Annotated in this window: 13 protein-coding genes; 3 read left to right on the top strand and 10 right to left on the bottom strand. The window is 70.0% G+C overall.

Going from position 1 to position 13877, the window contains the following annotated elements; genetic code table 11:
• Positions 1–2 precede the first annotated feature (2 nt).
• Positions 3–455, bottom strand: coding sequence for an iron chaperone (locus tag ACN6LB_RS21265; protein ID WP_445027296.1), 453 nt, complete (start codon positions 453–455; stop codon positions 3–5).
• Positions 456–636: 181 nt separating this feature from the next.
• On the opposite strand from ACN6LB_RS21265, the gene ACN6LB_RS21260 reads away from it, so the two are divergent.
• The gene (locus ACN6LB_RS21260) at positions 637–2607 is read left to right on the top strand and encodes an ABC transporter ATP-binding protein (protein WP_445027295.1); all 1971 of its coding nucleotides are present in this window, start codon (positions 637–639) and stop codon (positions 2605–2607) included.
• Between the two features lie 2 nt (positions 2608–2609).
• On the opposite strand, the gene ACN6LB_RS21255 is transcribed toward ACN6LB_RS21260, so the two are convergent.
• The 5 genes from ACN6LB_RS21255 to ACN6LB_RS21235 form a co-directional block, all read right to left on the bottom strand.
• On the bottom strand, positions 2610–2783 hold the full coding sequence (locus ACN6LB_RS21255; protein ID WP_356138034.1) for a hypothetical protein: 174 nt from the start codon (positions 2781–2783) through the stop codon (positions 2610–2612).
• A gap of 144 nt (positions 2784–2927) precedes the next feature.
• On the bottom strand, positions 2928–3650 hold the full coding sequence (locus tag ACN6LB_RS21250) for a DUF899 domain-containing protein (RefSeq protein WP_445027294.1): 723 nt from the start codon (positions 3648–3650) through the stop codon (positions 2928–2930).
• A 122-nt stretch (positions 3651–3772) separates the two neighbouring features.
• Positions 3773–4939 carry a cytochrome P450 family protein gene (locus ACN6LB_RS21245; protein ID WP_445027293.1) on the bottom strand — a complete coding sequence of 389 codons (1167 nt, stop codon included), beginning with the start codon at positions 4937–4939 and terminating at the stop codon, positions 3773–3775.
• A gap of 36 nt (positions 4940–4975) precedes the next feature.
• Positions 4976–5191 carry a hypothetical protein gene (locus ACN6LB_RS21240; RefSeq protein ID WP_445027292.1) on the bottom strand — a complete coding sequence of 72 codons (216 nt, stop codon included), beginning with the start codon at positions 5189–5191 and terminating at the stop codon, positions 4976–4978.
• Between the two features lie 117 nt (positions 5192–5308).
• Complete coding sequence (locus tag ACN6LB_RS21235; protein WP_445027291.1) at positions 5309–6667, bottom strand: amidohydrolase; 1359 nt, start codon at positions 6665–6667, stop codon at positions 5309–5311.
• A gap of 166 nt (positions 6668–6833) precedes the next feature.
• Here ACN6LB_RS21235 and ACN6LB_RS21230 point away from each other — a divergent pair, with 166 nt between their 5' ends.
• Positions 6834–7790: an endonuclease/exonuclease/phosphatase family protein gene (locus tag ACN6LB_RS21230; protein WP_445027290.1), complete on the top strand. Its 957-nt coding sequence runs from the start codon at positions 6834–6836 to the stop codon at positions 7788–7790.
• A gap of 18 nt (positions 7791–7808) precedes the next feature.
• Here the strand turns inward: ACN6LB_RS21230 and ACN6LB_RS21225 are convergent, their stop codons facing one another.
• Both ACN6LB_RS21225 and ACN6LB_RS21220 read right to left on the bottom strand, forming a co-directional pair.
• Complete coding sequence (locus tag ACN6LB_RS21225; protein ID WP_445027289.1) at positions 7809–9662, bottom strand: FUSC family protein; 1854 nt, start codon at positions 9660–9662, stop codon at positions 7809–7811.
• A gap of 601 nt (positions 9663–10263) precedes the next feature.
• Complete coding sequence (locus ACN6LB_RS21220) at positions 10264–10995, bottom strand: DUF7873 family protein (RefSeq protein WP_445027288.1); 732 nt, start codon at positions 10993–10995, stop codon at positions 10264–10266.
• Positions 10996–11346: 351 nt separating this feature from the next.
• Here ACN6LB_RS21220 and ACN6LB_RS21215 point away from each other — a divergent pair, with 351 nt between their 5' ends.
• Positions 11347–12378: an NlpC/P60 family protein gene (locus ACN6LB_RS21215; protein ID WP_445027287.1), complete on the top strand. Its 1032-nt coding sequence runs from the start codon at positions 11347–11349 to the stop codon at positions 12376–12378.
• Positions 12379–12432: 54 nt separating this feature from the next.
• On the opposite strand, the gene ACN6LB_RS21210 is transcribed toward ACN6LB_RS21215, so the two are convergent.
• Both ACN6LB_RS21210 and ACN6LB_RS21205 read right to left on the bottom strand, forming a co-directional pair.
• The gene (locus tag ACN6LB_RS21210; protein WP_445027286.1) at positions 12433–12846 is read right to left on the bottom strand and encodes a peptidoglycan-binding domain-containing protein; all 414 of its coding nucleotides are present in this window, start codon (positions 12844–12846) and stop codon (positions 12433–12435) included.
• 153 nt (positions 12847–12999) lie between these two features.
• A complete protein-coding gene (locus ACN6LB_RS21205; protein WP_445027336.1) occupies positions 13000–13785 on the bottom strand; it encodes a nucleotidyltransferase domain-containing protein in 786 nt (261 codons plus the stop codon).
• Positions 13786–13877: the final 92 nt, after the last annotated feature.

The raw sequence follows: 13877 nt of genomic DNA, 5'->3' as shown, positions 1-13877 counted from the left end.
GCTCAGCTCACCGCCTGCTTCACGAGCGCACCGATGCGCGCCTCCACCTCGGCCGTCACCTCGGTCAGGGCGAACCCGGCCGCCCACATCGTGCCCTCGTCCAGCTTCGCTAGATCGCTGAACCCGAGGGTCGCGTAGCGCGCCTTGAACTTCTCCGCGCTCTGGAAGAAGCAGACGACCTTGCCGTCCAGCGCGTAGGCGGGCATCCCGTACCAGAGCTTCGGCGCGAGGCCCGGGGCATTGGCCGTGACGACTGCATGGACGCGCTCGGCCATGATCCGGTCCGAGTCCTGCATTTCGGCGATCTTCGCGAGCACCTCCTTCTCCGCCTGTGCCGCCTTGTCCGCGGCCGAGCTGCGGCGCGCTGCCGCCTTCAGCTCCTGGGCGTGGTCCTTCATCGCGGCCCGCTCCTCGGCCGTGAACCCCTCGTGCTTGCTGCTTGCGTTGCTGCTCATGACAGTTCTCCCCTGTTCTCGCCGGTTCTCCCCGTGACGATCACTGCCACCATGCCATGAGACGTCCGTGCCGACGGGAGTGTCCGAGCAACACGGGCCCGGGGAAAACCCGTTGCCGGGACGGATGGAGAGCTCGGTACGTGGGGATGCACCGTTCGTGCACGATCGGGGGAGGCCGAGGATGGGACACAAGAGGGGACAGAAGAAGCGGGACGGGTCCCAACCCGGGCCGTCCGACTCGGAGTTACTGCTCTTCGGTGGTCCACTCCGTTACGACATGGGCTGGAACCGGCATTCGGACGCGTTCCTGGAGCTGAGCTTCCGGGCCATGGTGACAAGGCTGCCGTCCCTGCTCGCGTCCAGCTTCCGGCTCGCCTGGAAGGCGGACCGCCGCGCCGCCCGTATCGTGCTGGCCGCCGAGGTGACCCGTGGCGCGGCCCAGGCGGTGAGCCTGCTCGCGGTCAACAGCGTGCTGGGCCGGGTGATGGCGGGCGGCACGGTCGAGGACCGGCTGCGCGACGCGGTTCCGGCCCTGGTCACGGTCGCCGCCGTGATGCTGCTGGCCGCGCTGCTGCGGGCCGCGTCGACGTACGCCACCGGACGCCTGGAGCCGAAGGTGGAGCGAGTGGCGACCGAGCTGTATCTGGAGCGGGCGGCGGCCGTCGAGCTGTCCGCGATCGAGGACGACGCCTTCCACAAGCTGCTGGACTCCGCGCAGTACGGCGCCGCGTCCGCCCGGCGCATGATCTCGATCGCCACGCAGGTGGTGAACGCGATGATCTCGCTGATCGCCGCGGCGGGCGTCCTGACCGTGCTGCACCCCGCGCTGCTGCCACTCCTGGTGATGATGACGCTGCCGAGCGCGTGGAGCGCCCTGACGATCGCCCGGCGCCGCTACGAGTCCTTCCACGCCTGGGTGCAGCACGCCCGGGCCGGACGTCTCATCGGCCAGTTGCTCACGGAGCCCGCCGCCGCCCCGGAGATCCGCGTCCACGGCGTCGGGCCGTTCCTGCTGCGCCACTTCCGTTCGATGTCGGAGACCGCCGAGGTCGAACAGGCACGCCTGGCCCGGCTGGCGGCCCGTACCGGCCTGATCGCCGCAGTCTGGACGGGCCTCGCCACCGTGGCGACGTACGCGACCCTGGGCGGTCTGCTGCTCGCGGGCACGATGGCGCTCTCCGTCGCCGGCACCGCCGTGATCGCGATCCGCACGGGTTCCGCGAGCCTGGACACCCTCGTCCTGGAGGTCAACTCCCTTCACGAGGAGGCCCTGTTCGTGGGTGATCTGCAGCGCCTGTACGTCGAGGCGGCCGAGCGCGCGATCCCGTCGGGCGGTACGGCGCTGCCCGACGACCCGGACGAAATCCGCTTCGAGAACGTCACGTTCAGCTATCCGGGCGCCTCGACCCGGCCCGCGCTCGACGACGTGACGCTGAGCGTGCCGCTCGGCAGGATCGTGGCGCTCGTCGGGGAGAACGGCTCGGGCAAGACGACGCTGGTCAAGCTGCTCGCCGGGCTCTACACGCCCGACCGCGGTCAAATCCTGTGGGGCGGTGTCGACACGGCGGGCGCCGACCGGCACCAACTCGCCGAGCGCATCGCGATGGTGGCACAGGACTTCAAACGATGGCCGTTCACGGCCCGCGTCAACGTCGCCGTCGGACGCGCCTCGGCGCCGCTGACCGACGAGCGCCTCGCCTCATCGGTCGCCGAGGCGGGCGCGCAGGACGTCGTCGCGGATCTGCCGCGTGGCCTCGACACGCTGCTCGCCCGCGGTTTCAGCGGCGGGCACGAGCTGTCGGGCGGGCAGTGGCAGCGGCTGGGCATCGCGCGCGCCGCCTACCGGCGCGGCCGGATCCTCATCGTGGACGAGCCGACGGCGGCGCTCGACGCACGGGCCGAGCTTGAGGTCTTCGAGAAGATCCGCGCCCTGGCGGGCACCGGCCAGACGGTCATCCTCATCACGCACCGGCTGGCGTCCGTGCGCCATGCCGATCTCGTGCACGTCCTCGACCAGGGCCGTCTCGCGGAGTCGGGCACCCCGGAGGAGCTGCTGGCCACGGGCGGCATCTACGCGGAGCTGTACTCGCTGCAGGCGGACCAGTTCACGGCGAAGATGCCCGCAAAGGTGCACCTGCCGGAGACCGGCTGACCTCACTCGACCGCGGTCGCGCCCCGCACGATCACCAGGAAGGCATCCGTGGAGAGGTCCATGACCACCTCCGCGGCCTGGCCCTGCAGGCGGCAAGCCTGCGCGAACTCCTCCGCGGGCCACGAACCTCGCGGCCCGCCGGCGGGAAAGCGCTCCAGCACCGTTCGCCCGTTCACCCTGCACCTCCATGTCGCGCTGTACTCGTAGAGTTAAACGCCAACGATGGGGTGAACGGCTCGCGAAGTGACAGTACTGAGACGTAGTCGACACTTCGTGACCACTTCGGCGTGAGGAAACTCTCGCTGACCTCACGTTTCGTGTCAGTCGTCGTACTCGTCGTGATACCGGATGCGCCCGCTGCCCGCCGGCGCACCCAGCGTCGACGCGCGCCCCTTGGGCTCCTCCCACTCCTCCTGCCGGCCGAGGGCCGTGAGGTCCAGCAGACTGGTCGTGGAGCCGAGCCCGTCGAGACCGCGCTCGTACGTCGAGTAGGTGTGGAAGACCCGGTCGTGGTCGCGCAGGAAGCAGCTCACGCCCGGACGCTCGACGGTCTGCGCGGCGTTCGCGGCGTTCGCGGCGGGAGCTTCTCCGGGGCTTTCGAAGGTCGCGTGGAAGTCGTGGTTGAAGTCGGTGCCGTACGACGAGTACCAGGGCGCCGTCCAGCCCATCCGAGCCTTGAAGGGAAGAATCTTCGTGTACGGCGCCCTGGAGATCGCCGCGAACTCAGTACCCCTGGCCCGCAGATGGGCCAGGTGCCCGATCTGGTCGAGGAACGCCGAGCAGCTGCGACAGCCCGCGTCCCACTCCGGTGCGAACATGAAGTGGTAGACGACGAGTTGGTCGCGCCCCCGGAACAGGTCGAGCAGCGTCGCCTTGCCGTCGCCGCCCTCGAACACGTACTCCTTGCCGACCTCGACCATCGGCAGCCTGCGCCGCTCCGCGTTGAGCGCGTCCCGCGCCCGCGTGGCGGCCTTCTCCTTGGCCAGCAGTTCCTCGCGCGCGGCCTGCCACTCCTCATGCGAGACGACCTGCGGAAGCGTCATGTGCTCCTCCTCCGGAACGCTGTCGAACGACCCCTTCACCGAGGTGGACCGGCGAAAGGAGCGGAACTCATCGCCGCGGCGAGAAGAATCGAGAGAAGTCGAGAAGAATCTCGGTCAGCGCATCAGTACGTCACCGGGAGCGTGAGCAGACCGCGGGCGCGCAGGGAGGGCCGCCACCTCGGTTCGGCCTCGGCGAGCGCCAGGTCGGGCAGGCGCTCCAGCAGCGCGGCGAGCGCGATCTCCGTCTCCATGCGGGCGAGCGGCGCGCCCAGGCAGTAGTGGATGCCGTGGCCGAGCGCGAGGTGACCGGAAGTGTCGCGGCCGATGTCGAGACGGTCGGGGTCGGGGAAGCGGCTCGGGTCGCGGTTGGCGGCGGACAGCGAGAGCAGGACGGTCTCACCCGCGGGGACGGCGACCCCGCCGATGGTGACGTCCTCGACGGGAAAGCGCCGGATGGCGAGCAGCGCGGGGCCCTCGTGGCGGGCGAACTCCTCGACGGCCGAAGGGAGTTGGGCGGGGTCCTCCCGGAGTGCGGCGAGCTGCTTCGGGTGGCGCAGGAGTGTCGACACCGCGTTCCCGATGAGCTGGACCGTGTTCTCGTACCCGGCGAAGAGGATGAGGAAGGCGAGCGACATCAGCTCGTCCTCGGTGAGCCGGTCGCCCTCCTCCTGTACCGCGATCAGATCGGAGAGCAGGTCGTCCGCGGGCTCCTTGCGCTTGTCGGCGAGGAGCCCGGTGAAGAAGCCGAGCATCGCCACGACGGCCTGTTTGGTGATGTCGGGACGTGCCGGGTCCGGGGTGACGAGCGGGTTGGTCCAGGCACGGAAGTCGCGCCGGTGCTCGCCCGGAACGCCCAGCAGGTCGCAGATGACGGTGATCGGCAGAGGTGTGGCGTAGGAGGTCATGAGGTCCGTGCGGCCGTGCGTGCCGAGGGCGTCGAGGAGCCGGTCCGCGGTTTCCCTGATCGGGGTGCGCAGTTGCTCCACGCGGCGCGGCGTGAAGACCCGTCCGACCAGGCGCCTGATGCGGGTGTGGTCCGGCGGGTCCATGTTGAGGAGGTTGGCGTCCAGCGCGGGCGGGAGGGCGAGCCCCCGGTAATTGCCGGGCAGCGCATGCCTCTTGTCCAGCGAGAGCAGCGGGTCGGCGAGCGCCTCTCGTACGTCGTCGTAACGCGTCACCAGCCATGCGGGGTTGCCGTCGGTCCCGGCGATGCGGTGCACGGGAGCGGTCTCACGCAGGTGCCGGTAGGTGTTGTACGGGTCGCTGAGGAGGTCGTCGGCGGGATCCATGGGCTCCACCCTAGGTGCGCCGGGACGCCGGGCGGATCATGGGCTGCCGGACTCCGTGACGCCCTGGGCGAGTTGGCTGACGATGTCGAGGATGCCCTGACCGAAGGCTGTAGGGGCGATCAGGACACCGAACACCAGCACGATGGCCACGGTCAGCTTCTCGTCGTTCCGGCTCCGAGCCTCCGTACGACGTCTCAGCCGCACGGCGATGACGACAGCGAGCAGCACCGCCAAGTCGATCGTCAGTTCCACCCGGCCCAGCCTCCCGTCGGACGAGAAAGTCCCGGCTTCATGTGTAGCGTGAAACCACCTGACGTGACCGGCCGGTCACCCGCGGTTGGCGTCAAAGTACGCTTCCGAGGCCGGTTTTCAGGTCTTGTAATCCTGGATCCGGCGACCATGGCTCCGGTCGAGGAGTGCTGGAATCCGCTCCCCCAACTCCCTTACCACGGCGGGCACATCGAGGGTGAGCAGCTCACGGTCCCGCATCAGCACGCGCCCGTCGACGACGGTCGTCCGTACGTCGCCGGAGCGGGCGCTGTGCACGAGAGTGGCGGCGAGGTCGTGGACGGGCTGGGTGTGCGGGCCGGAGAGGTCGACGAGGACGATGTCCGCCCGGCGGCCCGGCGCGAGGGCACCGATGACATCACCGAGGCCGACCGCCCGGGCGCTCTGGAGTGTTGCGTGGTGCAGGGCTTGACGGGATGTCAGCCAACGGGGGTCGCCCGTGGTCGACTTCTGGATGAGGGCGGTGAGTGCCATCGCCTCCCACACGTCGAGGGAGTTGTTGGAGGCGGCACCGTCCGTGGCGAGTCCGACGGGGATGCCGATCCCGCGCAGCGCCCGTACGGGTGTGGTGGTGGGCCAGGCGAACTTCAGATAGCCGCGGGGTGCGGTCGCGACGGCGACAGGGCCGCCCGCGCGCTCCAGGACGGCCAGGTCGCGTTCGACGATCCCGGTGCCATGAGCGATGAGCAGGCCCGCCTCGATGTCGAGGAGCCCGGTACGCGCCAGGACCTCGATGGGCGTGACCCCGTTCCGGGCGAGGCCGGCCTCGGTCTGGTCGCGGTTCTCGGAGGCGTGGATGTGCACGGGCAGACCGTGCTCACGGGCGAGCGCGGCGGTGGCGGCGAGGTCGGCGTCGTCGACGGTGTACGGGGCGTGCGGCGCGAGAGCGGTGGTGATGCGGCCGCGCGCCCCGCCCCGGTGCCGTAGCGCGAACTCCAGGGATTTCTCGCGACCTTGAGCACCCTGCGAGGAGAAGTAGGCCTCCCCCAGGTGGGCGCGGATCCCGCACTCGGTGACGACGGCCGCGACCGCGTCCATCGAGAAGTAGTGGTCGGCGAAGCAGGTGACGCCGCCGCGGATCATCTCGGCGCAGGCGAGCCGCGCGCCCAGCTCCACGTCCTTCTCGGTGAGGTTGGACTCGATGGGCCAGACGACGTCGTTGAACCACTCCTCGGTGGGCATGTCCTCGGCGACGCCACGCAGCGCGACCATCGGGGCGTGCGTGTGGCAGTTGATCAGGCCGGGCATCGCGACCTGGCCACGCGCGTCGATACGTTCGCCGGCCGCCAGGTCCGCCGCGGCCGCGGCGCTCGTCACGGCCTCGATGCCCCCGTCCCGTACGACGATCGCGGCGTCGTCGGCGAAGCCGATCTCTTCATGATCGTCGTGCGTGAGGACGGTACATCCGGTGATGATGAGGTCAGCGGGAGACGACGTCATGCCGTCACCGTACGACGTGGTCATACCCCCGGGGGACGTGAACCGCGCATCCCGCCTCCGCTCTGTCGCGGTGGCGGCCGTGCGGGCACTCTGACGGCATCACGCCTTCGGAATCACCCTCCGGACCTCCGGGCTCCGGATTTCGGACCGTCGGAAGGGGCGCCGCATGCTCTTCGGCACCTGGAACCTGGAGAACCTGTACCGGCCGGGCGGCCCGTTCGGCCCCAAGGACAAGGCGGCGTACGAGACGAAGCTCGCCGCTCTGGCCGCCGTCATCGCGGAACTCGACCCGGCCCTGCTGGGCGTGCAGGAGGTCGGCGACCCGGAGGCCCTGGAAGACCTGGCCGGACTGCTGGACGGCGACTGGCACGTCGCGCTCTCGGAGCACCCGGACGACCGGGGCATCCGGGTCGGCTTCCTCTGCCGCGACCTCGTGCCGCGGTTGCTCGCCGACACGAACGCCTTCCCCGAGCGGCTGCGCCCGGTGCAGGGCGACGACGACGGGGACCCCGTGTCGCGGGCGGGCCGCGGCTTCCTCGCGGTGGAGATCGCGAGCGAGGACCTGACCCTGACGGTGGCCGTCTGCCATCTGAAGTCGAAGCTGCTCTCGTATCCCGGCGGCCGGTTCCAGCCGCGCGACGAGGGCGAGCGGGCCCGCTACGGCGCGTACGCCCTCTACCGGCGCGCCGCGGAGGCCACGGCCCTGCGCGCACTGGCCGACAAGCTGCTCGCGGGCGAGGGTCGCGCACGGGACGTGGCCGTCCTCGGTGACCTGAACGACGAGGTGCAGGCGGCCACCACACAGATCCTGCTCGGCCCGCCCGGCTCCGAGATCGGCACCCCCGGCTACGACCATCCGGACCAGGGCGACGCGGCCCGTCTGTGGGACACCGCCCCGCTCATCCCGGCCGAGCAGCGCTACTCCCGCATCAACTCGGGCCGCCGCGAACTGATCGACCACATCCTCGTCAGCCACCACCTCGTCCACCGCATCACCGGGGCGGGCACGGGCCTGCCCGGCGACGGAACGCTCACCCTGCCGTCGATCGGCCCGGACCCGGCGGCGCGCCGCGGGGCACCCGGGTCGGACCATGCGCCGGTGTGGGTGCGGGTGGGGGCCTAGGGGACGCGCGCGGCCGGCTCAAACGGCAACCCGCACGCCCGGCGCCTCGATCGCCCGAAGCCCCGCCCTGGCACGCCTCTCGCCCAGCTCGTCGAGGAGTTCGGCGATCCGTTCGCTGTGCCGGGCCGTGAGCCGGCCGGTGTCGTCAAGATGTACCGCGCACGCGGTCGTCGTGTCGACAAGCCGCTCAAGGGTGGCCGCCACCTCGTCCGTGCCCTCCGCGTGGCGTGCCAGGGCAGGGAGTTCGGCGGCGGTGAGGTCGATGGCGGCGCGGGCCTCGGCCAGGGCGCGGTACGCCTCGCGGCGCAGTGCCCAGCGTCCCGCGCGGTCCTCGGACCCGCTCAGGACGTGCCCGAGGTAGGCGTGCGCCGTCTCGGTCGCCCGGGTGAGCCGGGCCCGTACGCCTCCCGCACGCTGCCCCGGCATCGGCAGATGCCCGACGAGCAGCACGATCGCGCAGGCCAGCAGCGTCTCGCCGATCCGGCTCCAGGAGGCCCCCGGCTCCCCGCCGACCATCACGAGGGCGAGGACGAGGACGGTGACGACGGCGGTCTGCGCGGCGAAGTGCCGCGTGGCGACGGGGATCAGCGCGCCACTGAGTGCGACGAGGACCACCAGTCCCATGGGCCGCGGCAACAGCGCGGCGAACCCGGCGAACACGACGGCGCCGAGCACGGTCCCCGCCGCCCGGCACAGCACGCGCGAGGCGAGCGGCCCGAGGTCGGGCTTGACGAGGAAGACGGCGGTCGCGGGAAGCCAGTACCAGTGGGCGTTGTGCAGGGTGCGGTGGAGTCCCTGCGCGACGGCCACACCGGCGCCGAACGACAGCGCGACCCGCAGCCCGTACTCGCGTCCGCCCGAGCCGACCGCGGTGCGGAACAAGGACTTCGCCGTACGGCGCCGGGTGTGCAGGTCGGTCCCGGTGCCCCGGTCGAAGGCGTCGGCGGCGTGCAGCAGCGCGTCGTCGAGGGCGCGCAGCGCCGGCGCTGACCTGGCGGGCGCGGGCAGCGGCCCGGTGTGCGTACTGCTGCGCACGGCGGCGGCGAGACGCCGGGGCCCTTCGGAGGCACGGGCGGTGATGGCCTCCCCGGCCCAGGCGAGCGCGGTGGCGGCCTCGGCGAGGGGCAGCGCGGCCGCGTACTGGGTGTGCAGCCGTCGCTCGGCCGCGGAACTGGCGTACCGGCGCAGCCTGGGCCCCGACAGCGCGTCCTGCGCATGGTCGAGCGCGGCGGTGAGCGCGACCCGCCGATCACTCGCCGCGGCCCCGCCGACCGCGTCGAGCAACGCGGCGACCGCCTCGTACACGGCGGCTACGGCGTCCCGCTCCCCGTCGAACCGGTAGTCACCGGCGGTGGCCCCGGGCGTGGGCACGACGATCCGCAGCGCCAGCAGCCACCCGGCGCCGGCGAGGTAGACGAGGGCCCGCTGCCACCCGGGTTCGGGCAGCGGCATCCCGGCGCCGATGGCGGCGGTGACCAGCAGCTGCGTCCCGGCCCCGGAGGCGACGGGCCCGATGGCGCTGACCGCCCCGGCGAGCAGCCCGAGCCCGGTGAGGACAAGGGTCAGCACCACGGCGGGGACATGCTGCCCGCCGTACGACCCGACCAGCAGTCCTCCGGCCCCGGCGAGCGCGGGCACCCCGATCCGCCGGACGGAGTCGCGCCGGCTGCCGGGCCGGTCGTTGATCCCGGCGAACATGGCCCCGAGCGCGGCGACGACACCGACGGACGTACGCCCGGCGAGCACGGCGACAAGAAGCAGCGGACCTGCGGCCAGCGCCCCGCGCACCACCGCACTCCAGGGAATCGGCCCGCGCTGCGCGCGCAGCGCATGAGCGAGCCAGGGCGGTACGGCGGTACTGAGGCGGGACACGGGGCTCCTGTCGGGCGAGGGCGGAGGGGGCTGCCTTCGGGCGACGTCGGCCGGGCGAGGTACTGCCTACGGTAGATCGCGACTTTGGAGAAAATGGAACGCTGGTATTTCGGCGAGGTGACGGATCCCGCGAGGGCCGTTTTCTTTATGAACGCAACTGGCGGGAACACTGCGAGAAGACGCACATCTCCATAAACGGGAGCGGGCCCGAGGGCGTAGCCGGCCCCCGGACCCTGTGATGCCGCCCATCTTCACACGCCGGCACGCTTGAGGACTCAGGTCAGTCGTGAGGTCACCGCGTCCTGCCTTTGGACCACCCCGCATCGAGCTGCGGGGACTGGACTTGAACCAGCATTTCGGCGTACTGGGGCCTGAGCCCGGTTGATCCGGCGATCGGCGGCGAATACTGAGTCTGGAGCAAGAGTCTGAGATTGATGGCGGTCTGCCTCTACCGATTGGGCTACCGCGGCAGGTGAGTTGAGAGCCGCGGGGAGGACTCGAACCTCCACTGGAACCGCACCGTCACGACAAGCTTCAGCTTCAGCTTTGCGCTCCTCGCGCACCCCGGCCGTGGTGCGTTGTGGCCGGGGAGTTCCTGAGGCTACCCGAACAGGTAGCCGAAGACGGCGTCACCGACCCGCTGATCGACGACGTCGACGCCGTTCGCCTCTTCCCGCGCGAACTTCACGGCCTGCTGCAACTTCTCGACACGGTCGAGGAGTTCGTTCACACGGCGGGCGGGCAGGGCCCCGGAGAACTTCACGGTCGTCCAGTACCCGACCGGAATGTCCTCGTAGTACACCTCGACCTGAGCCGGGTGCTTCTCGGTGGCCTCGGCCTTCACATGGTTGCGCGGAACCTTCTTCGTACGAAGCGTCCGCACCGGCTCGGTCTTCCACGCATCGGTCGACGGATCCTGCACCCATGACTCGGACGCGTCGAGCACCGGCAGCTTCCGTACGAACGTGTTGAGATCGGTGAGCTGCTTCTCGAGAAACAGCAGGTAGGACACGGGAACCTCGGCGACGAGCACCCGCCCGTCCACCTTCACGTCCGCGCGGGCGGTGCAGTTCGCCCAGTCCTTGGTGGCGGTCACGTCGAACAGCCGCGTCAGCGTGGCCGCGGTCTCCCGCAGCACGACCTCCGTCTGCACCTGCACCCGAGTCGACTCGGGCGGCAACTGCTCACCCTCCTCGTCCTTGGGCTGATAGGTACGCGAAATACCGGCCAGCAACGCGGGCTTCTGCAGCCCGTGATGAGCGGACGTCAGGTCCTGATGGGACTTGGACTTGATGCCCTTCTCCACTGCGATGATCTGATTGAGTTTCGCCACGTCGAGGACGCTAGCAGCATCAACTGGGGCTCTTCGAATGGTTATTCAGCGCGGACTCGGTATCGCGGTCCCTGCTTGTGGACCCCAGCGCATCCGTGACGGACCCGACAGCGGCGAGGAGACCGCCGTTGCGTGACGCTGTGTCAAATTTGCTTCACTGCACGTGAGTTATGTGCAAAAAGTGCAGGGTGTGACCGAGATTTTTCACGCCAGGCTTTGAAATGGTCACAGGAAGGTCACTAAGGTCAGACCTCGAACCTCCGTTTGATCACCCACACGAGGTGAGTGACGTGGAGGGGCACCGCCCACTTGGCTTCTGTGGGCGGCCGGAGGAAGAAGGAGCTCGCCTTCGTGGCGTCCCACCGTCGACCCAAACAGCCGAGCCGCACCCGCGTGACCGTGCTCACCGCGACCGCCGCCGCTGCCGTGGCCCTTACTTCGCAGGCCGCCCAGGCGGCCCCCAAGCCCACGAAGGGCGAGGTCAAGACGAAGGTCGACAAGCTCTACGAAGAGGCGGAGCGGGCCACCAACCAGTACGACACGGCCATGGAGAAGCAGAAGAAGCTGGAGAAGGAGATCGGCGAGCTTCAGGACAAGGCCGCCCGTGAGCAGGGCGAACTCAATGAACTGCGTACAGGCATCGGTGCGATGGCCAGCGCGCAGTACCGCTCCGGCGGCGTTGACGCCTCGGTCCAGCTCTTCCTCTCCGCCGACCCGGACGACTACCTCGACAAGGCGTCCACGCTCGACTCGCTCTCCACGAGGCAGCTGGAGTCGCTGAAGAAGGTTCAGACGAAGCAGCGCAAGCTGGCCCAGAAGCGTGCGGAGGCCACGCAGAAGCTCAAGGACCTCGCCGACACGCGCACCGAGCTCGGTAAGAAGAAGAAGGAAATCCAGGGGAAGCTCAGCAAGGCGCGGAAGCTGCTGAACTCCCTGACCGCCGCCGAGCGCCAGGCAATAACCGACCAGGAAGGGCGCGCCAGCCGCTCCTCCGCGGGCCGCGTCGACCTCGGCAACGAGGCGGCCGCCTCCAAGTTCGGTGCCGCCGCCCTGAGTGCCGCCGCCTCCCAGACCGGCAAGCCCTACTTCCGCGGCGGCACGGGCCCCAACTCCTACGACTGCTCGGGCCTCACGCAGTGGGCGTACGCGCAGGCCGGGGTCCACATATCCCGGGTCACGTACACACAGGTCAACGACGGAACCCAAGTGGGCATGAGCGCACTCAAGCCTGGTGACCTGGTCTTCTTCAACAACACCGAGCACGTCGGCCTCTACGCCGGCAACGGCCAGGTGCTGCACGCGCCGCACCCGGGGGCCTCGGTGCGCTACGAGTCGATGAGCACGATCGGAAGCTTCCAGTTCGGCGTCCGCGTCACGGGCTGATCGCGCCCGCAGTGGGTAAGGGGGAGTTCTGGGCAAGGGCCGGCCTGGGCCTCGTCAACAGAAGGGAGCATCTGGGGCGTTGGCCCAGAAGGAAAGGAAGGACCAGGTTTGGGCTCCGATGATCCCGTCGTCGACAATACCGGCACACTGCTGGAAATCCTCCGTTGCGGACTTCGTGAGCCGGCCGAAGTCCCCGTCCTCGTCCAGGCCCGCACCGATCGCCTGATTCAGATAGCACTGGGCTTGCTGCACCGCGCGCCCGGACGATCCTCCGTGAAGAATCGGCCGACTCTTGGTGTAGTCGCAGATATCGTACGGACCCTGCGTCACGAGCTTTGTTGATTCTTTCAACTGGTGTACGGCCTGAACGCCGGCCACCGCGTTCGCGGAAGCCCCCGTGGATGCAGCGACAGCCGGCGCCCCCGCAAGGCCAATTGAAAGAGCCAGGGCCGCTGCGGCGGTGAACACACGTCGCATCCTCATCGCCTCCAAGGAGAGAGAGCCCTCTCTTCATCATGCACTTCGCGCACCCGAGTTGCATCTCGAAACCCCCTGAGGGCGTGGGATGTCGCGGGCAGTGTGGATGTACGGGTCAGCCTGGAAACGCACCTGCCGAACTCATCACCGGCGGGACGCCTCCACCGCTTGCCCCAGCAGCGTCTCGGCCTCGGCGACCGCGTGCACCAAGGATTGCGGAGAAGGCGTCAGATTGCTCACGACTACGTCGACTTCGCGCAGCCCGGCCCGCTCGATGAGGTGCTTCTCGTTGGTGACCCACTCCCCCCGCGCCGCCAGCACCGCATGTGCCGTCTGTGTCGCCGCGACGGCGATCGCGCCCGCTACCTGAGTGAGGGCACCCTTGGGGGCGTGGCCGGTCTTCGCGTACGCGAGGGTGGCGGCGGCCATGCCGTGCCAGCGGGCGGGGGCGGTCCTGCGCAGGGCCCCCGGATACGCGGCGGGGCGTGGCAGGTCGCCCCGCAGCACCTTGTTGATCGCGAGTTCGGCGACGATCAGGTAGGTGGGGATGCCCGCCAGGTGGAACATCAACGGCTCGATGCGGAAGCGCCCTTGTTCGGCTTCGGCGAGTTCGTGGTCGATGACGTCGAGGTCCCGGTAGTGGATGTCCACGCGACGGTTCTCGATCGTCAGCCAGGCGCCGCCGTTGAAGACGCCGCCGCCCCAGCCGCCGAGTTCGGAGACCTCGCCCTGCCAGCCGAGGGCGCGCAGGTCGGCGGGGTCGAAAGCGCCTCGGTAGTACACGGCCAGGTCCCAGTCGCTGTCGGGCGTGTGGGTGCCCTGGGCGCGGGAGCCGCCGAGGGCCACGGCCCGGACGGTGGGCAGGGCCGCGAGGCGGTCGGTGACGCGGCCGAGGAAGGCTTCGGTGTCATCGCCGGCCGTGCTGTTCATGCTCATGTCCGCGTCTCTCCAGGGCCGGGTGATCAGGTCGGCGAGCGTGCGCACCTGGATTGGATCACGACTCGGTGGCGCAGGACGCGGCA

Source organism: Streptomyces sp. SAS_270, assembly GCF_052543295.1.
This window is presented reverse-complemented; position numbering and strand designations above follow the sequence as displayed.

What these genes read in the sequence shown, in the direction of transcription:
- ACN6LB_RS21265 (WP_445027296.1), bottom strand. Translation starts at nt 455, where the DNA reads ATGAGCAGCAACGCAAGCAGCAAGCACGAGGGGTTCACGGCCGAGGAG.
- ACN6LB_RS21260 (WP_445027295.1), top strand. Translation starts at nt 637, where the DNA reads ATGGGACACAAGAGGGGACAGAAGAAGCGGGACGGGTCCCAACCCGGG.
- ACN6LB_RS21250 (WP_445027294.1), bottom strand. Translation starts at nt 3,650, where the DNA reads ATGACGCTTCCGCAGGTCGTCTCGCATGAGGAGTGGCAGGCCGCGCGC.
- ACN6LB_RS21245 (WP_445027293.1), bottom strand. Translation starts at nt 4,939, where the DNA reads ATGGATCCCGCCGACGACCTCCTCAGCGACCCGTACAACACCTACCGG.
- ACN6LB_RS21235 (WP_445027291.1), bottom strand. Translation starts at nt 6,667, where the DNA reads ATGACGTCGTCTCCCGCTGACCTCATCATCACCGGATGTACCGTCCTC.
- ACN6LB_RS21230 (WP_445027290.1), top strand. Translation starts at nt 6,834, where the DNA reads ATGCTCTTCGGCACCTGGAACCTGGAGAACCTGTACCGGCCGGGCGGC.
- ACN6LB_RS21205 (WP_445027336.1), bottom strand. Translation starts at nt 13,785, where the DNA reads ATGAACAGCACGGCCGGCGATGACACCGAAGCCTTCCTCGGCCGCGTC.